Genomic DNA, 21,448 nt, shown 5'->3' on the forward strand with positions numbered 1-21,448 from the left:
TCGCGGGCCCGTCGGCAACCCCCCGCGCTTTGCCGATACGTTGGAGCCGGACGGTCGGACAGTCGAACACCGCACCGGCCCCGGAGGGCATCATGGCGTGATTCCACCGGCATGATGTTGCCTGGCGGCCCGCACGCAGGCCGCGACGTGAAGCCTGGCGAGCCGAAAGAGAGACATGAGCACGACATTCATGAAGGTCAGAGGGCCTGCAGGAAGCACGGTGTGACGCGATGCATATTGTCATCATGGGTTGCGGAAGGGTGGGTTCCGCTCTGGCCCAGAACCTCGAGCAACAGGGGCACACGGTCGCCGTGGTCGACCAGGACCCCACCGCCTTCCGCCGGCTGGGCTCGGGCTTCGGCGGCCGCCGCGTCACCGGCGTCGGCTTCGACCAGGACACCCTGCGCGAGGCGGGCATCGAGGAGGCCGGTGCCTTCGCCGCCGTCTCCAGCGGTGACAACTCCAACATCATCGCCGCGCGCGTGGCCCGTGAGATGTTCGGCATCGAGAACGTGGCCGCCCGCATCTACGACCCCCGCCGCGCCGAGGTCTACCAGCGCCTGGGCATCCCCACCGTCGCGACGGTCCGCTGGACGGCCGACCAGATGCTGCGCCGGCTGCTGCCCTCCGGGGCCGAGCCGCTGTGGCGCGACCCCACCGGTGGGGTCCAGCTCGCCGAGGTGCACACCTCCACGGCCTGGGTCGGCCACAAGATCAGCCGCATCCAGGAGGAGACCGGTGTGCGCGTGGCGTTCCTGACCCGGCTCGGCGAGGCGGTCCTGCCCAGCTCGCAGACCGTGCTGCAGGAGGGCGACCTGGTGCACGTGATGATGCGCACCGACGAGGTCGACAAGGTCGAGGCGGCGTTCGCCAAGGGTCCCGACGAGGAGGGCGGTCACTGATGAGGGTCGCCATTGCCGGAGCCGGCGCGGTCGGCCGTTCGATCGCGGGCGAACTGCTGGAGAACGGCCACGAGGTCCTGCTCATCGACAAGGCGCCGACCGCCATCTCGGTCGAGCGCGTCCCCCAGGCGGAGTGGCTGCTCGCCGACGCCTGTGAGATCACGTCCCTGGACGAGGCCGCGCTCCAGCGCTGCAACGTGGTCATCGCCGCGACCGGCGACGACAAGGTCAACCTGGTCGTGTCCCTGCTGGCCAAGACCGAGTACGGCGTCCCGCGCGTCGTCGCCCGGGTGAACAACCCCAAGAACGAGTGGCTGTTCAACGAGTCGTGGGGCGTGGACGTCGCCGTCTCCACCCCGCGTCTGATGTCGGCCCTGGTCGAGGAGGCGGTGAGCGTCGGCGACCTGGTCCGTCTGCTCCGCTTCAGCCACGGTGACGCCAACCTGGTGGAACTGACCCTGCCGGAGGAGTCGGCCCTGGCCGGCACGCAGGTCGGCGACGTCCAGTGGCCCGAGGACACGTCCCTGGTGACGATCATCCGCGGCACCCGCGTCCTGACCCCCACCCGGGAGGACTCCCTGGAGGCGGGCGACGAGCTCCTCTTCGTCGCCGCCCAGGCCCGCGAGGAGCAGCTGGAGGACCTGCTGTCGGTGCGCCGGGACAGCGCGGCGGGCTGACACCCGCCCGGTGGATCTGACGAAGGAGGGGCGCCCCCGGCCGGGGGCGCCCCTCCTTCGTCAGATCCGGGGGCTCACTGCTCGGCGGACCGGGCGGCGGCCTGCCGCTCCCGCTCCTCGGCGGCCTTCTCCTCGGCCTCCATCTCGGCGAACACGTCGATCGGCGCCGGCGCCTTGGCCAGGAAGACCCAGGTCAGCCACACGGCGAGCAGGAAGGGCGGGATCTTCAGGGCGACCAGGACCCAGCCCAGCTGCGTGGTGTCGGCCCACCAGTACAGCGGGAAGAGGATCGCGCACTTGGCGAGCAGGATCGCGCCCCAGGCGTAACTGGCCTTCGCGTACGCCTTCTTGCGGCCGGGGTTGCGCGTGCGCCAGGACAGGTTCTCCTTGAAGACCGGTCCCAGGATCAGCCCGATCAGCGGCACCCCGCACAGGGTCGTGACGATGTAGGCCAGCCCCAGACCCAGCGTGTACAGCATGCCGGGCAGGTAGAAGTCCTTGGCGTTGCCGGTCATCATCGCGAAGACGACACCGAAGGCCACGCCGAAGACACCGCTGAAGGCGTGCTTGACGGTGTCCTTCATCACCAGGCGGACCGCGACCAGCACCACCGACACCGCGAGCGCCGCGATCGCGGACAGGTGCAGGTCCTTGTTGATCGTGTAGATGGTGACGAACAGCAGGCCGGGCAGCACCGTCTCGACCATGCCCCGCACGCCGCCGAACGCCTCGAACAGGGCGGCCTCGGTCACCGCCCGGGCGTCGTGCGCGGCATTCTCTTCGGTCGGCTTGTCGAGCGACGTCACCGGCTACTCCCGTCCGAGGGGTCTCAGTTCGTACTTGGGGTTGAACAGCACCCGGCGGCCCCGGCTCATCGAGATCCGGCCCGACGCGATCAGCTTGCGCCCCGGCTCTATCCCCACGATGGAGCGCCTGCCGAGCCACACCACGTCCAGGGCGGCCGTGCCGTCGAACAGCTCGGCCTCCAGCGCCGGGACTCCGGCCCGCGGCCGCAGGGTGACCGTGCGCAAGGTACCAGTAACCGTGACTATCTCGCGGTCCTGGCAGTCTCCGATCCGGATGCAGCCGGTGGTCTCGGTGTCCTCCCGCAGCTCCTCCGACTCCAGGTCCTCCTGCGACGAGGAGAGCCGGTCGAGCATGCGCCGGAACCGGCCCGCCGGCTTCTCGGAACGAGGAACAGCACTCATATCTGAAGCGTACCGGGGCCTGCCGCCAACTCCGTACCCGTGTGGTGAGGCCCCTATTTCTCGAACCGGTACCCCATTCCGGGCTCCGTGATGAAGTGCTCGGGGTGGGAGGGGTCGGCCTCCAGTTTGCGGCGCAGCTGGGCCATGTACACGCGCAGGTAGTTGGTCTCCGTCCCGTACGACGGCCCCCACACCTCCTGCAGCAGCTGCTTCTGCCCGACCAGGCGGCCGCCGTTGCGCACGAGGACCTCCAGCAGGTGCCACTCCGTGGGCGTCAGCCGTACGTCCCTGCCCGCGCGGTTGACCTTCTTCGCGGCCAGGTCGACGGTGAACTCGCCGGTGTCCACGAGCACGTCGGCCTCCCCGTCGCGGCCGGGCTCGGCCCGACGCACGGCGGCCCGCAGCCGGGCCAGCAGCTCGTCCATCCCGAACGGCTTGGTGACGTAGTCGTCGGCGCCCGCGTCCAGCGCCTGCACCTTCTCGTCGGAGGAGTGCCGGGCGGACAGCACCAGGATCGGCACCCGGGTCCAGCCGCGCAGCCCCCGGATCACGTCGACGCCGTCCATGTCCGGCAGCCCGAGGTCCAGGACGACCACGTCGGGGTGGCGGGCGGCGGCGAGCCGGAGGGCGGTGGCACCGTCGTGGGCCGCGTCGACCTCGTAGCTGCGTGCCTTCAGGTTGATCACGAGTGCGCGCACGATCTGCGGCTCGTCGTCGACCACCAGGACGCGGGTCATGAGGCCTGCCTTTCGGAGTCTGCCGCGGGGCCCCGCCCGGGGCCGTCCGCGGGAAGCGGTGAGGGGCGGGAGCGCGCCGCGCGGAGGGTGAGGACCATGGTCAGTCCGCCGCCGGGGGTGTCCTCGGCGCTCAGCGTGCCGCCCATGGCCTCGGCGAAGCCGCGCGCCACCGCCAGGCCGAGTCCCACGCCGGCTCCGCGCGGGGCGTCGCCGTAGCGCTGGAAGGGCTCGAAGATCCGGTCCTTGGCCGCGTCGGGCACACCCGGCCCCCGGTCGACGACCCGCACCTCGACCCGGTCGGCGAGCGCGCTGGCGGCGACCACCACAGGCGTGCCGGGCGGGGCGTACTTGACCGCGTTCTCGACGAGGTTGGCCACCGTCCGTTCCAGCAGTCCGGGGTCGACGGCGACCATGGGCAGCGTCTCGGGGACGTCCAGCACGGCGCTGCCCTCGGGCACGCCGCCGAGCGCCACCGGCACCACCTCGTCCAGGTCGATCTCGCGGATGAGCGGGGTGACGGTGCCGGTCTGGAGGCGGGACATGTCGAGCAGGTTGCCCACGAGGTGGTCGAGGCGGTCGGCGCCCTCCTCGATGCCCTCCAGCAGCTCCGCGCGGTCCTCCTCGGACCAGTCGACGTCCTCCGAGCGCAGCGAGGACACCGCGGCCTTGATGCCGGCGAGCGGGGTGCGCAGATCGTGGCTGACCGCGGCGAGCAGGGCCGTGCGGATGCGGTTCCCCTCGGCCAGCGTGCGGGCCCGGTCGGCCTCCTCCTGGAGCCGGCTGCGGTCCAGGACCACGGCGGCCTGGGCGGCGAAGGCCGCCAGCACCCTGCGGTCCTCGGCGGGCAGGACGCGCCCGGTGAGAGCCAGGGCCATGTGCTCCCCGACCGGCACGTCCACGTCGGCCTGGTCGGGCCGTCCGACGGGGCGCCCGCGGCCGACACGTGCGGCGCAGGTCCAGGGCTCGATGTCACCGGCCCGTTCCAGCAGGGCCGCGGAGTCCATGCCGAAGGTCTCCCGGACCCGTTCCAGCAGTTCCTCCAGGCCGGTCTCGCCGCGCAGCACGTTGCCCGCGAGGAACGACAGGATCTCGGACTCCGCCCGCAGCCGGGCCGCCTGATGGGTGCGGCGGGCTGCGAGGTCGACCACGGAGGCGACCGCCGCCCCGACCGCCACGAAGATCACGATGGCGACGATGTTCTTCGGGTCGGAGATGGTCCACCGGTGCAGGGGCGGTGTAAAGAAGTAGTTGAGCAGCAGGGAGCCCACGGCCGCCGAGGCGAGCGCGGGGAGCAGGCCGCCGAGCAGGGCCGCCGCCACGGTCAGCGCGAGAAACAGCAGCATGTCGTTGGCGAGGCCGAGGTCGACGGCGCTGAGCAGGGCCGCCAGGAGCGGCGGCCCGGCGACGCCGACGAGCCAGCCCCACATCCGCCGGGACCGTCCGAGGCGCGCCCCCCGGGCGACCGGGAGCCCGCGGCCCTTGGCGATCTCGCCGTGGGTGACGATGTGCACGTCCAGGTCGGGTCCGGATTCGCGGGCGACGGTCGCCCCGACGCCGGGCCCGAAGACGTACTGCCAGGCCTTGCGGCGTGAGGAGCCGAGCACGATCTGGGTGGCGTTCACCCCGCGGGCGAAGGCGAGCAGCGCGGCCGGTATGTCGTCGCCGACGACGTGGTGGAACGTTCCGCCCAGGTCTTCGGCCAGGGTCCGCTGCAGCGCCAGTTCCTTCGGCGAGGCGGAGGTCAGCCCGTCGCTGCGGGCTATGTAGACGGCGAGCACCTCGCCGCCGGCCCCCTTCTCGGCCAGCCGCGCGGCCCGGCGGATCAGGGTCCGGCCCTCGGGGCCGCCCGTCAGGCCGACCACGATCCGCTCGCGCGAGCCCCAGATCCGCGACACCCCCTGCTCGCTGCGGTACCGCGTCAGGTGGGCGTCCACCCGGTCGGCCACCCACAGCAGCGCCAGCTCGCGCAGCGCGGTGAGGTTGCCGGGCCGGAAGTAGTTGGACAGGGCGGCGTCGACCTTGTCGGGCCGGTAGATGTTGCCGTGCGCCATCCGGCGCCGCAGCGCCTCCGGCGACATGTCGACCAGCTCGATCTGGTCGGCCCGGCGGACCACCTCGTCCGGCACGGTCTCCTGCTGCCGCACCCCGGTGATCGACTCGACCACGTCGCCGAGGGACTCCAGATGCTGGATGTTGACGGTCGACACGACGTCGATCCCGGCGGCGAGGAGTTCCTCCACGTCCTGCCAGCGCTTGGCGTGGCGGGAGCCGGGGACGTTGGTGTGGGCGAGTTCGTCCACCAGGGCGACGCCGGGGCGGCGGGCGAGGACCGCGTCGAGGTCCATCTCGGGGAAGACCCCGCCCCGGTGCTCCAGCTCCCGGCGAGGCACCTGCTCCAGCCCGTGGAGCAGGGCCTCGGTGCGGGGGCGGTCGTGGTGCTCGACGAAGGCGACCACGCAGTCGGTGCCCCGCTCCACCCGGCGGTGCGCCTCGGAGAGCATCGCGTACGTCTTGCCGACGCCCGGTGCCGCACCGAGGTGGATACGGAGCTTGCCGCGTGCCATGGCCTCATTGTCTTCCGGTCTGCTGCTTTCGCAGCGTCGACCCTACGGCCACCGGGGGCCCCGCGGCGGTGCCGGGCACGTCGTCGGTGCCGTCCTTGACGGAACCCTGACGCGCCCGGGCCGGTCAGCGGCTCACCCGGGGTTGTCGCCGTGGGTGAGCGTCTCCCAGGCGACGAAGAGGTTGTTGGAGCCGGCGGGCCGGTTGCGCAGGGTCAGCGTCTCGGTGTTCGTCATGGCGTTCCCGAGGCGGTTGGCGAGGGCGTTGTGCCCCACCTCCGTGACCGGCCCGAGCCCCGGCTTGAGGGAACCGCCGCACAGCCAGCTCGGGACGGCGGTGCCGAGTTCGTACTTGGCGTGGAAGCCCAGGCCGTGCCGCAGCCGTTCGCCCACGTCCGTGCCGTAGAGGTCCTGGCCCTGGATGCGGCTGGTCTCGGCGACGTGCGAGATCGCCGAGAGTCCGTAGCCGGTGTGGGTGAAGTCGCGGCAGGTCTCCTGGCTGAGCCCGTTGACGAAGGTGGACTGGCCCTGCCAGTACTTGACGACCTTGTCCCGGGTGTCGAGGTTCTGGCTCGGCACGGTCCTGGGCAGGGCCCCGTCGGACTCCAGGTACACATAGGCGGCCGTGCGGGTGCGGAACTTCGCCATGGCCTTGTCGTAGGACGTCCTGTCCTCCAGGAAGACGGAGATGCCGACGGCCGCCTCCATCATCGACAGTTCCCAGTTCCCGTTGGAGTTCGAGCCGTTGATGATCTCGGGCAGGTAGACGGTGCGCAGCATGGTGGCGAAGCGTCCGGAGTTCGCCCAGCCGCCGGAGTAGGTGTGCTTGATGATCTCGGCGGCCCTGGGCCAGGAGGACCCGGCCCAGCCGGTCTGGAGCGGTGCGTTGCTGTTGGTGTGGTCGCGGATCACCGCCGACCACGCGTCCATCAGCTCGATCGCCTTGCGGGCGTGCCGCTCGTCGCGGGTGATGTACCAGGCCAGGGCCTGGGTGTAGGCGGCGATCGCGTCCTCGCGCTCGTCGGTGCAGCCGTAGTTGGGGTTGGAGTAGGAGCCGCACTCCACGACCGCCCTGGGCTTGGGCGCGCGGTTCAGGTCGGCGTACTTGCTCGCCATCATCCGGTCGAAGGCGCCCTTCCAGGGCTGGGCGCCGGCAGTGACCTGGGAGCGGGCGAAGTCCAGCTGACCCTTGGAGACGGTGACGCCGGGGTGGGCGAAGACGGCAGGGGCGGCAGGGGCAGCAGGGGCGGTGGGGGCGGCACCGGCGGGCCAGGCGAGGGCCCCGGCGACGAGGGCGGCCGAGGCGGCGAGGAGAGCGGTTCTGCGCATGTGTGGGGGGCCTTCCGTTCTCGTATGTGAACGTTAAGCGCCTTTATGAACGGGCGCGTTGGTCGGAGACGGTAGGTACAGACCAATGCGCCGTCAAGGTTCCGCGCACGAGAAAGGGCCGCACCCCCTCCGGGATGCGGCCCTGCCGTTGCGTGGGGTCAGCGGACCTCGGTGATCTCCGGTCCACGCTGGAGCTGTCCCATTCCGCCGGCGAAACGGGAGCCCTCCTCCTGCTGCACGCCCTCGGGCACCATCTGCGCGTCGTTCGGCAGCTTGAGGACGATGGGGTCGCGCGGCGCCATCGGGCCCTCGCCGCGCACGACGACGGTGTCCCGGAAGATCTGCTCCAGCAGCCCGGCGGCCTGCGGCTGCACCGCGCCCTGACCCGAGATCACCCCGCGCAGGAACCAGCGGGGGCCGTCCACACCGACGAACCGCACGACCTGGAAGCCGCCGGTGCCGTCGGGCAGCTGCACCGGTACCTGCGCGCGCAGCTCCCAGCCCAGCGGACCCTCGACCTCGTCGATGATGCCGCCCTGCTGGGTGATGCCGGTGCCGATCTCCTCGCGCACCTCGCCCCAGATGCCCTCGCGCTTGGGCGCGGCGAAGGCCTGCAGCTGGATGGCGCTGTCACGCAGGACGACCGTCGCGGCGACGATCGCGTCCCCGGCGACCTCGACCCTGAGTTCCATGCCGTCGACGCCCGGCACGAACAGACCGCCCAGGTCGACGCGGCCCTCTGCCGGGTCGCGGACCTCGGAGCTGTCCCAGGGCCCGTCGGGGCGGGGCGCCGGCTCGAGCCTCAGGCGCTCGCCCTTGTCGTCCGCCTCGGTGTCGACACCGTCGACGACCTGCTCGGCCTCGCCGGCCGCGTCCTCGGCGGCATCCCTCTTCTTGCGACGTCCGAACACGTCACTGTCCTTCCCGGTCGGATACGACCGAAGCGTATCGATTCCCACCCGTCCGACCGCCCACGGCGGCCTGACCGCTTGTGCCGCTCGTCCCGTCCACCGCGGCATGGCCTCCGGTGGAGCCGAAGCCCCCCTCGGCGCGCACGGAGCCGGGAAGCTCCGCCACCTCACGGAAGCGGACCCTCTCGACCTGCTGGACGACCAGTTGGGCGATCCGGTCGAAGCGCTCGAACCGCACGGCCTCGCGCGGGTCGAGATTCACCACGATCACCTTGATCTCCCCACGGTACCCGGCATCAACCGTCCCCGGGGCATTCACCAGGGCGACGCCGCAGCGAGCGGCCAGACCGGATCGCGGGTGCACGAAGGCCGCGTACCCCTCCGGCAGTGCCACAGACACTCCCGTGGGCAGCACCGCCCGCTCGCCCGGCGCCAGTTCGCACGACTCGGTGGTCCGCAGATCGGCCCCCGCGTCCCCGGGGTGCGCGTACGACGGGAGCGGTACGTCGGGGTCGACGCGCCGGATCAGCAGCTCCACCGGGTCGCGGCTCACGGGTTCACCTCGAAGGCGCGGGCGCGCCGGACCTGGTCCGGGTCGCTCATGGCGGCCCGGATCTCCTCGGGGCGGCCGTGGTCGACGAAGTGGTCGACCTTGACCTCGACGAAGAGCGCGTCCGCCCGCACGGCCATGGGCCCGTCGGGGCCGCCCACGTGTCCCGTCGCGGTCGAGTAGATCTTCCGGCCGGCCACCGCCGTGACCTCGGCCCGCAGGTGCAGCGTGGTGCCGACGGGCACGGGCCGCACGAAGTCGGTCTCCAGCCGTCCGGTCACGGCGATCGTGCGCAGCAGCCAGTTCAGCGAGCCGAGGGTCTCGTCGAGGGCGCTGGTGAGCACCCCGCCGTGCGCCAGTCCGGGAGCGCCCTGGTGGGCGGGCTGCACGGTGAACTCGGCGGTGAGGGACACGCCTTCGCCGGCCCGGGCCTCCAGGTGCAGTCCGTGCGGCTGCTCGCCGCCACAGCCGAAGCACTGGCCGTAGTGCGCGCCGAGGAGCTCACCGGGCGCCGGGGCGTCCGGGTGCCGCACCGGGGGCACGGCGTCGGCCGGGGGCTGAAGAGCTGCGGAAGTACGACTCACAGCCGCAGACCTTACCCGCGCGTCGGCCCGCCGCGGACACCGTGCCAAGCTTGGCTCCATGCAGCTCTCCGCCGCCCCGTACGAAGAACGCCTGACCGCCCCGCGGACCTGGTGGCTGATCTCGTTCCTCGTGGGCGTCTCCCTGGCCCTGGTCCTGCTCCCCTTCGGGACGCTGCCGATGCTCGGCGGGCTGGCCGGGGGCACCGCGGTCGCCGCCGTCGCCGCCAGCTCGTACGGCTCGGTGCGCATCCGGGTCGTGGGGGACCACCTGATCGCGGGCGAGGCGAGGATCCCGGTGGCGGCCCTGGGCGAGGCGGAGGTGCTGGACGCCGAGGAGGCGCGTGCCTGGCGCACGTACAAGGCCGATCCGCGCGCCTTCATGCTGCTGCGCGCCTACATCCCGACGGCGCTGCGCGTAGAGGTCACGGACCCGGAGGACCCCACTCCCTACCTGTACCTGTCCACGCGCGAGCCGGAACGCCTGGCGGCGGCGCTCACGGCGGCGAAGGCGGCGTAGCACACCCGCGCGGGCCGTCACTGCGCCGGAGGACGGACCGGGCCGCGGACGCACCGGGCCCCCGCCCGGACAGCGGGCAGGCCGGCCGGGCTTCCGGGTGGAACGGCGATCCAATCGACGTGGGCCCCCGCCGCCGGGACGGCGGGTCAGCTCCTGGCGCCGGGCGGGCCGTCCGCCGAGCCGTCCTCCCCGTGGCCACCGGGCCGCCGCGCACGGCGGTTCAGCGGGTCGTGCTCGATCTCGCCCATCTCCAGGGCGTCGGCGGGGCGCTCGAGGGCGGGGAGGGCCTCCAGGGCCTCCCAGGGCACCTGCGTCCTGCGCAGGTCGGCACGGATCCGGCCGGCGAGCTTCCTGGTCTCGCTGCGGTTCATCGCGGCGCCCACGGCGGCGCCCACCAGGAAGGGCATCAGGTTCGGCATGTTGCGGACCATCCGCTTCATGATCCGCTGCCGCAGCTCACGCTTCATGCGGCTGTTCAGCGCCGTGCTGACGGTCGACGGCTTCGTCGCGTCGATGCCGCGCTCGCCCGACCACGAGTGGAGGTAGGCGGTGCTGCGCTGCGTGAGGTTGCCGGCCGGCCGCGCGCCGTACACCTCGTGCAGTTCCGCGATCAGTTTCAGCTCGATCGCCGCAACGCCGGTGACCTCGGCGGCCAGTTCCGCCGGCATCGCCATGGGTACGGGCAGCATGGCCGCCGCGCCGATGCCGGCGCCGACCGTCGCCGTCGCCCTGGTGGCCCCCGCCACCAGCTTGTCGGCGAGCTCCTCCGGCCCGAGACCGGGGAACTGTCTGCGCAGGGTCGCCAGGTCCCGCACGGGGACCCGGGGGGCCATCTCAATGATCCGGTCGGCGAGGTAGGACATTCCTGCCCGGGCCCGGTCGCCGCCCTTGCGGGCGCCTTCCCTGGCCCGCTGCCGGATCGCCCCCGCCCGCCGCCGGGCGACGGGCACGGGGACGTCCACGGACGCCGGGAGGTCACCCCGGTCCGCCGCAGGTTCGAGCGAGGCCGCCCCCGTGCCGGTGGCGCCTCGCTCGTCGTCACGCGCGTCGTACCGCGGGCCGCTCTCCGTCGGCCCTTCGTCCGCCCTCCGCTTGGAGAAGCGGCGCTTCCAGGGAGGGGTCGAGCCAGTCACGGCCGACCCGCCCTCAGTCGCAGTCGCGGCAGATCGGCTGACCGTTCTTCTCCCGGGCCAGCTGGCTGCGGTGGTGCACCAGGAAGCAGCTCATGCAGGTGAACTCGTCCTGCTGCTTGGGGAGGACCCGGACGGCCAGTTCCTCGTTCGAAAGATCGGCGCCGGGCAGTTCGAGGCCTTCCGCGGCCTCGAACTCGTCGACGTCCACGGCGGAGGCCGACTTGTCGTTCCTCCGAGCCTTCAGCTCTTCGAGACTGTCCGAGTCGACGTCGTCGTCGGTCTTGCGTGGAGTGTCGTAATCGGTTGCCATGGTCGCTCTCCCCCTCTGGGTGTCTGCGGTGTCTCCAGCGCACGTAACGCGTGAGAGGCCGGACTTGTGCCCGACCTGAGGCGGAGATTTTGCCTCACATCAAGGTCTGTTACTCAATCGACACCCAACCGGACCCCTCACGAGTGATCGGCTTGGATGGCGATGGGGACCGTACACGGTCCGAATGCCGCACTACAAAGGCGTCTCACCGTGTACTTCCCGTGATCAGGACCCCCGAAAACCGGGATTTTCCCGGCTTTCCGACCGGACTCATGATCACGGAGAGTAGATGGCCGGAATGTCGCCCCTGTGATCGATCACACACGGGACACGCGGGGCGATGGGGTGGAAATTCCGCTTAAAGCGAACAACTCCGTGTGCCGCCGAGTTGATCGGCGCCATGATCTCAGACGGGAAGCGTCACCCGCATCACGAGCCCACCTCCCTCACGCGGCTGGGCGTAGATGTGCCCGCCGTGCGCCCGGGCCACCGACCGGACGATGGACAGACCCAGTCCGACGCCCTTGTCGCTGCCGGTGCGCTCGGTGCGCAGCCGCCGGAACGGCTCGAAGAGGTTGTCGATCTCGTATGCCGGCACCACCGGGCCCGTGTTGGACACGACCAGGACCGCCTGGCCGTGCTGGACGTCCGTGGTGACCTCCACCCAGCCGTCCTCGGGCACGTTGTAGCGCACGGCGTTCTGCAGCAGGTTCAGCGCGATGCGCTCCAGCAGGACCCCGTTGCCCTGGACGACCGCGGGCTTCTGCTCCCCGCGGATGCGCACGCCCTTGCTCTCGGCCTCGCCGTGCACCTGGTCGATGGCCTGTCCGGCGACCTCGGCGAGGTCGACCGGACCGCGCTCGACGATCTGGTTGTCGCTGCGGGCGAGCAGCAGCAGCCCCTCCACGAGCTGCTCGCTGCGCTCGTTGGTGGCCAGCAGCGTCTTGCCGAGCTGCTGGAGCTCCACGGGGGCGCCCGGATCGGACAGGTGCACCTCCAGGAGCGTGCGGTTGATCGCCAGCGGCGTCCTCAGCTCGTGCGAGGCGTTGCCGACGAAGCGCTGCTGGGCGGTGAACGCGCGCTGGAGGCGCGCCAGCATGTCGTCGAAGGTGTCCGCCAGCTCCTTCAGCTCGTCGTCCGGGCCGTCCAGCTCGATCCGGCGCGAGAGGTCCGAGCCCGCCACCGCGCGGGCGGTGCGAGTGATCCGGCCCAGCGGCGACAGCACCCGCCCGGCCATGGCGTAGCCGAAGGCGAAGGCGATGACCGCCAGGCCCAGCAGCGCCAGCAGCGAGCGGCTGAGCAGGTTGTCGAGCGCGGCCTGGCGCTGGTCGTCGATGCACCTGCTGATCGCGGCGTTGAACTCGGACAGCGTGGGGCTGGCGGAGTTCACGGCAGGGCAGTTCTCACTGGCCACCTTGATCTCCGTGCCGCCGACGATCTTGAACAGCGGTTCGTTGCCGGTGTTCAGGGCCTGCGCGGCCAGCAGGTAGATGATCGACAGCAGCAGGATGCCGGCGATCAGGAACATGCCGCCGTACAGGAGCGTGAGCCGTATGCGGATGGTCGGGCGCAGCCAGGGGAAGGGCGGTACGGGCCGCCTGGGGTCCCAGGTGGGCTTCGGGGGCGCCTGCGGGGGTGCGGGAGTCGCTGCCACGGGGGATCAGATCCGGTAGCCGGAGCCGGGGACGGTGACGATGACGGGCGGCTCGCCCAGCTTGCGGCGCAGGGTCATGACCGTCACGCGCACGACGTTGGTGAAGGGGTCGGTGTTCTCGTCCCAGGCCTTCTCCAGGAGCTGCTCCGCCGAGACCACCGCGCCCTCGCTGCGCATGAGGACCTCCAGGACGGCGAACTCCTTCGGCGCGAGCTGCACCTCCCTGCCGTCGCGGAAGACCTCGCGGCGGTTGGGGTCCAGCTTGATCCCGGCCCGCTCCAGGACGGGCGGCAGGGGCACGCTGGTGCGCCGGCCCAGGGCCCGCACGCGCGCGATGAGCTCGCTGAAGGCGAAGGGCTTGGGCAGGTAGTCGTCCGCCCCGATCTCCAGGCCCTCCACCCGGTCGCTGACGTCGCCGGAGGCGGTGAGCATCAGCACGCGCGTGGGCATGCCCAGCTCGACGATCTTGCGGCACACGTCGTCGCCGTGCACGAGCGGCAGGTCGCGGTCGAGGACGACCACGTCGTAGTCGTTCACCCCGATGCGCTCCAGGGCGGCCGCACCGTCGTAGACGACGTCGACGGCCATGGCCTCCCGGCGCAGTCCGGTGGCCACCGCATCGGCGAGCAGCTGCTCGTCCTCGACGACGAGTACGCGCACGTCCCTTGTCCTTCCTGATGTCCGCCCGCCGGACGCGGGGCGCGGGCGGGCAGGGGTGTTCGGGGTCTCGGTGTTGCCCTCCATCCTGCCCTTTTCGGTCGTAAGTCGGCGGTAAGGCGGGTGGGACTGCGGGGGCCGGGAGGGGAATAGGAGATTTTCTCGGGCGGTTAGGTTTCCACGGAAGGGAGCTTGGGGAGGACGGCTTTACATCCCACGATCACGCTCTGCTGGCACCGCGCCACCATGCGGTGCGGTGCAATCCGCTTTCCGCAGGGCGGGGGCGTGGGTGTCCGGCATCGTCGCCGCCCGGCCGAGCGGCGCCGGGCATCCACATGCGGCGTGATCGTCCCTTCCGAACGGCACACCCCCGTGCCATCGACCCACGACCCAGGACGAGGGGGCGCAGCATGGACGCATTCACCGCAGGACTTCTGCAGCGCATAAGGGCGACCGAGTCCGATCTGTCCCGGGCTCGAGACGAGGGCGACGAGTTCCTCGTCGACGTGGAACAGGGCGAGCTCGACGACCTGCGCCGCCTCGCCGCCGAGCACGGTGTGGAGGTCAGCGCGATCAGCGTCTGATCCTCAGCGAACGAGAGCGGGCCCCGGCGAATCCAGCGCCGGGGCCCGCTTCGCCGTCCACGGCCGGGTTCACCTCGTGTCCGGCCTGCGGCCGCCCGCTGTTCGGCGCCCCGGGGGCCCGCCCCCGGGGCGGGCCGGGGCCCGTTCAGTCATGCCAGGCGCCGAAGTCCTCCAGGAGGCGCTGGAGGGGCTCGAAGACGCCGGGGCTCCCGGCGATCGCGAGGTCCCCCGACGGGCGCTCTCCGGGGCGGCCACCGGTCAGCGCGCCCGCCTCCCGGGCGATGAGGTCCCCCGCCGCGAGGTCCCAGGGGTGCAGCCCGCGTTCGTAGTACCCGTCCAGGCGTCCGGCCGCCACGTCGCACAGGTCGACGGCGGCCGACCCGCCCCGGCGGATGTCGCGCAGCATCGGGATCAGCCGCTGGGCGACGTCGGCCTGGTGGGCGCGGACCTCGGCGACGTAGTTGAAGCCGGTGGAGACGAGCGCCTGGTCCAGAGGCGGTGCGGGGCGGCAGGCCAGCCGGCGCTCCCTCTCCTGGGCACCGGTCAGCCAGGCCCCGCCGCCGCGCACGGCGTGGAACGTCTCCCCGCGCATCGGGGCCGCGACGACCCCGACGACGGTCTCGCCGTCCTGCTCGGCCGCGACGGAGACGGCCCAGGTGGGCAGGCCGTACAGGTAGTTGACGGTGCCGTCGAGCGGGTCGATCACCCAGCGGACGCCGCTGGTGCCCTCGGTGGAGGCGCCCTCCTCGCCGAGGACGCCGTCGTCCGGGCGGCGTTCGGCGATCAGGCCGGTGATCAGCTTCTCCGCCGCGATGTCCATCTCCGTCACGACGTCGATGGGGCTGGACTTGGTCGCGGCGACGGCGAGGTCGGCGGGCCGGCCGTCCCGCAGGAGAGCGCCGGCGCGGCCGGCGGCCTCCAGCGCGAGGGCGAGCAGGTCCGCGTGCAGGGGGTCGGTCACGGGGCTCCTCACGCGTAGGGGCTGTCGGCGCCCGCCGCGGCGGGCCGGGGGGCGCGGGCCGGGCAGCAGCCGACCGGGCACACCTGGTGGCTCGCCCCGAGGGAACCCAGGGCGCACGGCGTGACCTCCTGGCCCCGCTCCAGGGCGGCGCGCTCCACGACGAGGTCGCGGACGGCGGCGGCGAAGCGGGGGTCGGCGCCGACGGTGGCGGAGCGGCGCATGGGCAGTCCCAGTTCCTCCGCCTTGGCCTTGGCCTCGGTGTCGAGGTCGTAGAGGACCTCCATGTGGTCGGAGACGAAGCCGATGGGGGCGATCACCACGGCCGGGACGCCGGCCGCGTGCCGCTCGTCGAGGTGGTCGCAGATGTCCGGCTCCAGCCAGGGGATGTGCGGGGCGCCGGAGCGGGACTGGTACACGAGCTGCCACGGGTGGTCGACGCCCGTGCGCTCCCGGACCGCCTCCGCGACCAGCTTCGCCACCTCCAGGTGCTGCGCCACGTACGCGCCGCCGTCGCCGTGGGCGTCGACGGGGCCGGAGGTGTCGGCGGAGGCCGTCGGGATGGAGTGCGTGGAGAAGGCGATGTGCGCCCCGTCCCGCACGTCCTCGGGCAGCTCCTCGAGGGAGCGGAGCACCCCGTCGATCATGGGCTCGAGGAAGCCGGGGTGGTTGAAGTAGTGCCGCAGTTTGTCGATCCTCGGCGGCTCCAGGCCCTCCTGCTCCAGCGCGGCGAGCGCGTCGGCGAGATTCTCCCGGTACTGGCGGCAGCCCGAGTAGGAGGCGTAGGCGCTGGTGGCCAGGACCAGGACGCGGCGGCGGCCGTCGCGGACCATCTCGCGCAGGGTGTCCGTCAGGTACGGCGCCCAGTTGCGGTTGCCCCAGTAGACGGGCAGCTCCAGGCCGTGGTCCGCGAAGTCCTTGCGCAGGGCGTCCAGCAGGGCGCGGTTCTGGTCGTTGATGGGGCTGACCCCGCCGAACAGGAAGTAGTGCTGCCCGACCTCCTTGAGGCGTTCCTTGGGGATGCCCCGGCCGCGTGTCACGTTCTCCAGGAACGGGACCACGTCGTCCGGGCCTTCCGGGCCGCCGAAGGAGAGCAGGAGCAGGGCGTCGTAGGGGCTGACATCGCGCGCGTCTGGCATGGGTCCGATCCTGCCACCCGGCACCGACAGCCGGGAAACGGCGGACGCCCGCGCGGCGGGCCGGGGCGGGGAATCTCGCGCGGCGGGCCCGGCCCGGGCATCTCGCGCGGCGGGCCGAATCGAGGGATCTCGCGCGGGGGCCGGGTGCCGGGACCTGCCGGACCGGTGCGTCCGGAAGCCGCGGGACGTAAGCTGTGTCGACTGCGTTGGCAGCTTACCGAGCCTCCCGGAGACCCCGTTGCCCAGCCCTTACCGCGCCCTGTTCGCCGCGCCCGGCACCAAGGGTTTCTCCGCCGCGGGCTTCCTCGGCCGGATGCCGCTGTCGATGATGGGCATCGGCGTGGTCACGATGGTCTCCCAGCTCACCGGGCGGTACGGCCTGGCGGGCGCCCTGTCGGCGACCATCGCGCTGTCCGCGGCGGTGGCCGGGCCGCAGGTCTCCCGGCTGGTGGACCAGTACGGGCAGCGGCGGGTGCTGCGCCCGGCGACGCTCGTCTCGCTCGCCGCGGCGGCCCTCCTGCTGCCGGCCGCGCACTACGGCTGGCCGGACTGGGTGCTGTACGTGGCCTGTGTCGGCATCGGCTGCGTGCCGAGCGTCGGCGCGATGGTCCGGGCCCGCTGGGCGGTGCTGTACCGGGGGACGCCGAAGCTGCACACCGCGTACTCCTTCGAGTCCGTGGTGGACGAGGTGTGCTTCATCTTCGGGCCGATCATCTCCATCGGCCTGTCCACGGCGTGGTTCCCGGAGGCCGGGCCGCTGCTGGCCGCGTGCTTCCTGGCCGCCGGCGTGTTCTGGCTGACCGCGCAGCGCGCCACCGAGCCCGCACCGCACCCGCGCGAGCGCACGGGCGGGGGCAGCGCGATGCGCGCGCCGGGGCTTCAGGTGCTGGTGGGGACGTTCGTCGCCACCGGCGCGATCTTCGGTGCGGTGGACGTGGTGACGGTGGCCTTCGCCGACGAGGAGGGGCACAAGGCGGCGGCCAGCGTCGTCCTCGCGGTGTACGCAGCGGGGTCCTGTGTAGCGGGCATGGTCTTCGGGCTGCTGCACTTCGCGGGGGCCCCGGAACGCCGGTGGCTGCTGGGCGTGTGCGCCATGGCCGTGAGTATGATCCCCCTCCTACTGGTCGGAAACCTGCCGTCTCTGGCCGTGGCGCTGTTCGTTGCGGGTCTGTCCATCGCTCCGACGATGATTACGACGATGTCCCTCATCGAAGAGCACGTACCACGCGCTCAGCTCACCGAGGGCATGACCTGGGTGAGCACCGGGCTCGCGGTGGGGGTCGCGCTCGGCTCCTCCGCAGCCGGCTGGGTGATCGACGCGGCCGGGGCGCGCGCGGGGTACGGGGTTCCGGCCGTGTCCGGAGCCGTCGCGGTGGCGGTGGGTTTCCTCGGGTTCCGCCGGCTCAAGCGACCGGCAGCGGGTCGGGGAGGCTCCGTTGAGCAGCACAGCGAACGGAAAGAACGGCACGTGGCGTAACTGGGGCGGCAACGTCTCGGCGCGCCCCGCCCGGGAGGTCACCCCGGCCTCCGTCGACGAGCTGGCCGCCGCCGTGCGGCGGGCCGCCGAGGACGGGCTGCGGGTGAAGGCCGTCGGCACGGGGCACTCCTTCACGTCCATAGCCGCGACGGACGGCGTGTTGATCCGTCCTCAACTGTTGACCGGCATACGCAGGATCGACCGCGAGAACATGACGGTCACGGTGGAGGCCGGCACCCCGCTCAAGAGGCTCAACGTGGCGCTCGCGCGCGAGGGCCTGTCGCTCACGAACATGGGCGACATCATGGAGCAGACCGTCTCCGGCGCCACCAGCACGGGCACGCACGGCACCGGCCGCGAATCGGGCTCGATCGCCGCCCAGATCAAGGGCCTGGAGCTGGTCACGGCGGACGGCTCGGTCCTCACCTGCTCCGAGAAGGAGAACCCGGAGGTCTTCGCCGCCGCGCGGATCGGCCTCGGGGCCCTGGGCATCGTCACCGCGATCACCCTCGCCGTCGAGCCGGTCTTCCTGCTCACCGCGCGTGAGGAACCGATGCCGTTCGACCGGGTGCTCGCGGACTTCGAGGAGCTGTGGGCCGAGAACGAGCACTTCGAGTTCTACTGGTTCCCGCACACGGGCAGCACCACTACCAAGCGCAACAACCGCAGCGCCGGCCCGGAGAGGCCCGTGCCGCAGGTCAAGGGCTGGATCGAGGACGAGCTGCTGTCCAACGGCGTCTTCCAGGTGGCCAACTGGGTCGGCCGGGCGGTGCCCGCCGCGATCCCCGCCATCGCGCAGGTCTCCAGCAAGGCCCTGTCCGCCCGCAGCTACACGGACGTCCCGTACAAGGTCTTCACCTCCCCGCGCCGGGTGCGCTTCGTGGAGATGGAGTACGCCGTCCCGCGCGCGGCCGTGACCGACGCGCTGCGCGAACTGAGGACGATGGTCGACCGCTCCGGGCTGCGGGTCAGCTTCCCCGTCGAGGTGCGGACCGCCCCCGCCGACGACATCACCCTGTCCACCGCCTCCGGCCGCGACAGCGCCTACATCGCCGTCCACATGTTCCGCGGGACGCCCTACCAGCGGTACTTCACCGCGGCCGAGCGCATCTTCACCGCCCACGAGGGCCGTCCGCACTGGGGCAAGATCCACACCCGGGACGCCGAGTACCTCTCCGAGGTGTATCCGCGCTTCGGCGAGTTCACGGCGCTGCGGGACCGTCTGGATCCTGACCGCCGGTTCCAGAACGACTACTTGCGGAGGGTCCTGGGGGCGTAGGCGTCGCCTCGGGGGTCGCGCGCCCGGCGTTCTCGCTCCCCGTCGGGGTGGGCGTCGGGCCGGGTGTCGCGGTCCCCTCTCCCCCGCCGGGGGAGGACGAGGCGTCCCCGCTGCGGGAAGCACCCGCGGACGGATCAGCCGTCGCGCCGCCGTCACCCTCCGAATGCGAGTCGGAACCCGCGGAGGATTCCGGCTCGTCCGCATCCCGCGACGCACCGGATTCGCCCGGCTTGCCGGAATCACCCGGATCCTGGGCGGAGTTGCGGCCGCCGGTGAGGGCGTCACCGACGGTGGTGCTGCGCCCGCCACCGAGGGTGTGGCCGGACAACAGCTCGTAGGAGGTGATTCCGGCCATCGTCACGCCGAAGACCACGGCCGCGGCGAGGACCGGCCGTTTCCAGCCCCGGACACGGGCCCGGTGGACGGTGGCCTCGCTGAACTCGCCCGGGCGCGGCGGGATCCGCGTCTCCCGGGCGGCCGCCCCGCGGGGCGCCACGGCCGGCGCGCCGCGGATCTGCTCACCCGTGCGCGTGAAGAAGTGCTGGAAGAGGGAGCCCCCGCAGGTGGCGACGACGCTCACCACACCGGCTCCGAGGATCGTGCCGTACACGCCGAAGTACGAGGCCAGCTTGGCGGCCAGGACCGCCGCCACGGCTCCGCCCGCGACCTGGGGCACGTTCAGGTCGATCCGTTTCGGCTTCTCCGCCACGGTTTCGCTCACCACACCGACACCATCGGGCCTTTCACGCATCCCCGGACCTTGCCTCCCTTTCCCGTACACGGCCTTCCAACTGCACAAGAAGGGGGACGAGCGGCCGAAACGCCCAGTTCCGGTTCCGGCGATGACGTGAACTTCCCCACGTTCAAGATCGCGGAGCAGGGGCACACGAAGGCCAAGTCTCAGTCCTTGCCAGAAGTTGGACGGCGTGCCAATCCACGCACGTGGCCCAAATGGAGTACTGTGGCGAGCCCTGGGTCCGGTCTCCCGTCAGGGTGCCCGGGGCCGTCAAGGACCGCCGGGAGGGGGCTAGTTGCACAGGGTGACGGAGTTCGTCACTTAGCGTTGCGAATAGGTAACCGTGCCATAACGGCGATCCCGGGCCCGCGCCCGACACGCCGGGCAACTCGGCAAGGTTGTGGCAGGCTGCACCCGGGCAGGCCACACTCGACTAGCGGAAGCAGCGACGCACGTGACGTCGGCAGGCACCACCCGGGAGGTCCCCATGCCCGAACTGCGTGTCGTGGCCGTCTCGAATGACGGCACACGGCTGGTGCTGAAGGCTGCGGACAGCACGGAGTACACGCTTCCCATCGACGAACGGCTCCGCGCCGCCGTGCGTGGCGACCGTCCCCGCCTCGGCCAGATCGAGATCGAGGTGGAGAGCCACCTCCGCCCCCGCGACATCCAGGCGCGTATACGTGCCGGCGCGACGGCGGAAGAAGTCGCGCAGATGGCAGGCATCCCCGTCGACCGGGTGCGCCGCTTCGAGGGCCCCGTGCTCGCCGAGCGCGCCTTCATGGCCGAGCGGGCCCGCAAGACTCCCGTGCGCCGTCCCGGCGAGACCTCCGGCCCCCCGCTGGGCGAGGCCGTGCAGGAGCGGCTGCTGCTGCGCGGCGCCGACAAGGACACCGTGCAGTGGGACTCCTGGCGCCGCGACGACGGCACCTGGGAGGTCCTGCTGGTCTACCGCGTCGCCGGTGAACCGCACTCGGCGAGCTGGACGTACGACCCGCCCCGGCGGCTCGTCCAGGCCGTCGACGACGAGGCCCGCTCGCTGATCGGGGAGTCCGACGACCTCGCCGCGCCCGAGCCGAGCTTCCCGTTCGTGCCGCGGATCGCCCGGCTGCCGCGCGACAGGCCGCTGGACCGTTCCGGCGACCGGGAGCGGCTGAGCCTGCCCGCACCGGTGACCGAGCCCGACGAGGAGGCCACCGCCCTCACAGCCTCCGCCGAACGGGACTCGCTGACCAGCCTGCTGGAAGCGGTGCCCAGCTTCCGCGGTGACCTCGTGGTGCCCGAGCGCCCCGCCCCGGAGGCCGAGGACGAGCCCATCGTGGACGTGGAGGTGGAGGAGGCCCCGGCACCCGCCGCCTCGGCCGGTTCCGCCTACGCGGACGTCCTCATGCCGCGTTCCGTCGGCAGCCACCGCGACCGGCTCGTCGGCGCCACCGACCGGCAGGCCGAGGCCGACGGCGTCCGCCCGGGCCGCCGGGCGGCCGTCCCGAGCTGGGACGAGATCGTGTTCGGGACCCGGCGCAAGAAGCAGGAGTAGCTCCGGCC

22 protein-coding genes are annotated in these 21,448 nt (G+C 72.2%); 7 read left to right on the forward strand and 15 right to left on the reverse strand.

The genetic code is table 11. The annotated features are described in order from the left end of the window. Positions 1-230: 230 nt before the first annotated feature. Entirely contained in the window at positions 231-902 is a 672-nt protein-coding gene (locus ACZ6ZN_RS06960) for a potassium channel family protein (RefSeq protein ID WP_398109815.1), read from the forward strand. Further along, positions 902-1,579 carry a potassium channel family protein gene (locus ACZ6ZN_RS06965; protein ID WP_398109816.1) on the forward strand — a complete coding sequence of 226 codons (678 nt, stop codon included), beginning with the start codon at positions 902-904 and terminating at the stop codon, positions 1,577-1,579. The genes ACZ6ZN_RS06960 and ACZ6ZN_RS06965 overlap by 1 nt, the downstream gene beginning before the upstream one ends. Before the next feature lie 74 nt (positions 1,580-1,653). Here the strand turns inward: ACZ6ZN_RS06965 and ACZ6ZN_RS06970 are convergent, their stop codons facing one another. The 8 genes from ACZ6ZN_RS06970 to ACZ6ZN_RS07005 form a co-directional block, all read right to left on the reverse strand. Continuing rightward, positions 1,654-2,385 (reverse strand): DUF3159 domain-containing protein, encoded by a 732-nt coding sequence (locus ACZ6ZN_RS06970; RefSeq protein WP_398109817.1) that lies wholly within the window; start codon positions 2,383-2,385, stop codon positions 1,654-1,656. A 3-nt stretch (positions 2,386-2,388) separates the two neighbouring features. Then, positions 2,389-2,787, reverse strand: a complete 399-nt coding sequence (locus tag ACZ6ZN_RS06975) for an OB-fold nucleic acid binding domain-containing protein (protein ID WP_398109818.1) — start codon at positions 2,785-2,787, stop codon at positions 2,389-2,391. Positions 2,788-2,840: 53 nt separating this feature from the next. Beyond that, complete coding sequence (locus tag ACZ6ZN_RS06980) at positions 2,841-3,524, reverse strand: response regulator (RefSeq protein WP_451876947.1); 684 nt, start codon at positions 3,522-3,524, stop codon at positions 2,841-2,843. After that, positions 3,521-6,088, reverse strand: coding sequence for an ATP-binding protein (locus tag ACZ6ZN_RS06985; protein WP_469643700.1), 2,568 nt, complete (start codon positions 6,086-6,088; stop codon positions 3,521-3,523). The genes ACZ6ZN_RS06980 and ACZ6ZN_RS06985 overlap by 4 nt, the downstream gene beginning before the upstream one ends. A gap of 132 nt (positions 6,089-6,220) precedes the next feature. Then, entirely contained in the window at positions 6,221-7,414 is a 1,194-nt protein-coding gene (locus tag ACZ6ZN_RS06990; protein WP_469643703.1) for an alginate lyase family protein, read from the reverse strand. A 158-nt stretch (positions 7,415-7,572) separates the two neighbouring features. After that, a complete protein-coding gene (locus tag ACZ6ZN_RS06995) occupies positions 7,573-8,325 on the reverse strand; it encodes a DUF3710 domain-containing protein (RefSeq protein ID WP_398109822.1) in 753 nt (250 codons plus the stop codon). 1 nt (position 8,326) lies between these two features. After that, entirely contained in the window at positions 8,327-8,878 is a 552-nt protein-coding gene (gene dut / locus ACZ6ZN_RS07000) for a dUTP diphosphatase (protein WP_451876944.1), read from the reverse strand. Beyond that, the gene (locus ACZ6ZN_RS07005) at positions 8,875-9,459 is read right to left on the reverse strand and encodes a PaaI family thioesterase (RefSeq protein WP_398109824.1); all 585 of its coding nucleotides are present in this window, start codon (positions 9,457-9,459) and stop codon (positions 8,875-8,877) included. The genes dut and ACZ6ZN_RS07005 overlap by 4 nt, the downstream gene beginning before the upstream one ends. A gap of 58 nt (positions 9,460-9,517) precedes the next feature. Here ACZ6ZN_RS07005 and ACZ6ZN_RS07010 point away from each other — a divergent pair, with 58 nt between their 5' ends. Beyond that, positions 9,518-9,976 (forward strand): DUF3093 domain-containing protein, encoded by a 459-nt coding sequence (locus ACZ6ZN_RS07010; protein WP_469643708.1) that lies wholly within the window; start codon positions 9,518-9,520, stop codon positions 9,974-9,976. A gap of 146 nt (positions 9,977-10,122) precedes the next feature. Here ACZ6ZN_RS07010 and ACZ6ZN_RS07015 read toward each other — a convergent pair whose 3' ends face one another. From ACZ6ZN_RS07015 to ACZ6ZN_RS07030, 4 genes are all read right to left on the reverse strand, one after another. Continuing rightward, the gene (locus ACZ6ZN_RS07015; protein ID WP_469643711.1) at positions 10,123-11,109 is read right to left on the reverse strand and encodes a hypothetical protein; all 987 of its coding nucleotides are present in this window, start codon (positions 11,107-11,109) and stop codon (positions 10,123-10,125) included. A gap of 13 nt (positions 11,110-11,122) precedes the next feature. After that, on the reverse strand, positions 11,123-11,419 hold the full coding sequence (locus ACZ6ZN_RS07020; RefSeq protein ID WP_003993510.1) for a DUF4193 domain-containing protein: 297 nt from the start codon (positions 11,417-11,419) through the stop codon (positions 11,123-11,125). Between the two features lie 406 nt (positions 11,420-11,825). After that, complete coding sequence (locus ACZ6ZN_RS07025; protein WP_398109827.1) at positions 11,826-13,073, reverse strand: sensor histidine kinase; 1,248 nt, start codon at positions 13,071-13,073, stop codon at positions 11,826-11,828. A gap of 6 nt (positions 13,074-13,079) precedes the next feature. Then, on the reverse strand, positions 13,080-13,733 hold the full coding sequence (locus tag ACZ6ZN_RS07030; RefSeq protein WP_010353034.1) for a response regulator transcription factor: 654 nt from the start codon (positions 13,731-13,733) through the stop codon (positions 13,080-13,082). A gap of 407 nt (positions 13,734-14,140) precedes the next feature. On the opposite strand from ACZ6ZN_RS07030, the gene ACZ6ZN_RS07035 reads away from it, so the two are divergent. Next, positions 14,141-14,314, forward strand: coding sequence for a hypothetical protein (locus tag ACZ6ZN_RS07035; RefSeq protein ID WP_398109828.1), 174 nt, complete (start codon positions 14,141-14,143; stop codon positions 14,312-14,314). Between the two features lie 145 nt (positions 14,315-14,459). Here ACZ6ZN_RS07035 and ACZ6ZN_RS07040 read toward each other — a convergent pair whose 3' ends face one another. Next, positions 14,460-15,275, reverse strand: a complete 816-nt coding sequence (locus tag ACZ6ZN_RS07040) for an inositol monophosphatase family protein (RefSeq protein WP_451876941.1) — start codon at positions 15,273-15,275, stop codon at positions 14,460-14,462. Between the two features lie 8 nt (positions 15,276-15,283). Further along, positions 15,284-16,411, reverse strand: coding sequence for a ferrochelatase (locus ACZ6ZN_RS07045; RefSeq protein ID WP_469643715.1), 1,128 nt, complete (start codon positions 16,409-16,411; stop codon positions 15,284-15,286). A gap of 238 nt (positions 16,412-16,649) precedes the next feature. On the opposite strand from ACZ6ZN_RS07045, the gene ACZ6ZN_RS07050 reads away from it, so the two are divergent. Together ACZ6ZN_RS07050 and ACZ6ZN_RS07055 are read left to right on the forward strand one after the other, a co-directional pair. Next, positions 16,650-17,888 (forward strand): MFS transporter, encoded by a 1,239-nt coding sequence (locus tag ACZ6ZN_RS07050; protein WP_451876939.1) that lies wholly within the window; start codon positions 16,650-16,652, stop codon positions 17,886-17,888. Further along, positions 17,848-19,167 (forward strand): D-arabinono-1,4-lactone oxidase, encoded by a 1,320-nt coding sequence (locus ACZ6ZN_RS07055; RefSeq protein WP_451876938.1) that lies wholly within the window; start codon positions 17,848-17,850, stop codon positions 19,165-19,167. Before ACZ6ZN_RS07050 ends, ACZ6ZN_RS07055 begins: the two co-directional genes overlap by 41 nt. On the opposite strand, the gene ACZ6ZN_RS07060 is transcribed toward ACZ6ZN_RS07055, so the two are convergent. Continuing rightward, positions 19,091-19,918, reverse strand: coding sequence for a hypothetical protein (locus ACZ6ZN_RS07060; RefSeq protein ID WP_469643717.1), 828 nt, complete (start codon positions 19,916-19,918; stop codon positions 19,091-19,093). The two genes, ACZ6ZN_RS07055 and ACZ6ZN_RS07060, sit on opposite strands and share 77 nt — an antisense overlap. 472 nt (positions 19,919-20,390) lie before the next feature. Between ACZ6ZN_RS07060 and sepH the strand changes: the two genes are divergently transcribed. Beyond that, complete coding sequence (gene sepH, locus ACZ6ZN_RS07065; RefSeq protein ID WP_398109834.1) at positions 20,391-21,440, forward strand: septation protein SepH; 1,050 nt, start codon at positions 20,391-20,393, stop codon at positions 21,438-21,440. Positions 21,441-21,448: the final 8 nt, after the last annotated feature.

The sequence above is a fragment of the Streptomyces sp. NPDC053665 genome (assembly GCF_055585285.1).

Bases quoted from the DNA above. Each gene is read 5' to 3' on its own strand.
- ACZ6ZN_RS06990 (WP_469643703.1), bottom strand. From the start codon at position 7,414: ATGCGCAGAACCGCTCTCCTCGCCGCCTCGGCCGCCCTCGTCGCCGGG.
- ACZ6ZN_RS06985 (WP_469643700.1), bottom strand. From the start codon at position 6,088: ATGGCACGCGGCAAGCTCCGTATCCACCTCGGTGCGGCACCGGGCGTC.
- ACZ6ZN_RS06960 (WP_398109815.1), top strand. From the start codon at position 231: ATGCATATTGTCATCATGGGTTGCGGAAGGGTGGGTTCCGCTCTGGCC.
- ACZ6ZN_RS06975 (WP_398109818.1), bottom strand. From the start codon at position 2,787: ATGAGTGCTGTTCCTCGTTCCGAGAAGCCGGCGGGCCGGTTCCGGCGC.
- ACZ6ZN_RS06980 (WP_451876947.1), bottom strand. From the start codon at position 3,524: ATGACCCGCGTCCTGGTGGTCGACGACGAGCCGCAGATCGTGCGCGCA.
- ACZ6ZN_RS07045 (WP_469643715.1), bottom strand. From the start codon at position 16,411: ATGCCAGACGCGCGCGATGTCAGCCCCTACGACGCCCTGCTCCTGCTC.
- ACZ6ZN_RS07010 (WP_469643708.1), top strand. From the start codon at position 9,518: ATGCAGCTCTCCGCCGCCCCGTACGAAGAACGCCTGACCGCCCCGCGG.
- ACZ6ZN_RS07020 (WP_003993510.1), bottom strand. From the start codon at position 11,419: ATGGCAACCGATTACGACACTCCACGCAAGACCGACGACGACGTCGAC.
- ACZ6ZN_RS06965 (WP_398109816.1), top strand. From the start codon at position 902: ATGAGGGTCGCCATTGCCGGAGCCGGCGCGGTCGGCCGTTCGATCGCG.
- ACZ6ZN_RS07035 (WP_398109828.1), top strand. From the start codon at position 14,141: ATGGACGCATTCACCGCAGGACTTCTGCAGCGCATAAGGGCGACCGAG.
- sepH (WP_398109834.1), top strand. From the start codon at position 20,391: ATGCCCGAACTGCGTGTCGTGGCCGTCTCGAATGACGGCACACGGCTG.
- ACZ6ZN_RS07060 (WP_469643717.1), bottom strand. From the start codon at position 19,918: ATGCGTGAAAGGCCCGATGGTGTCGGTGTGGTGAGCGAAACCGTGGCG.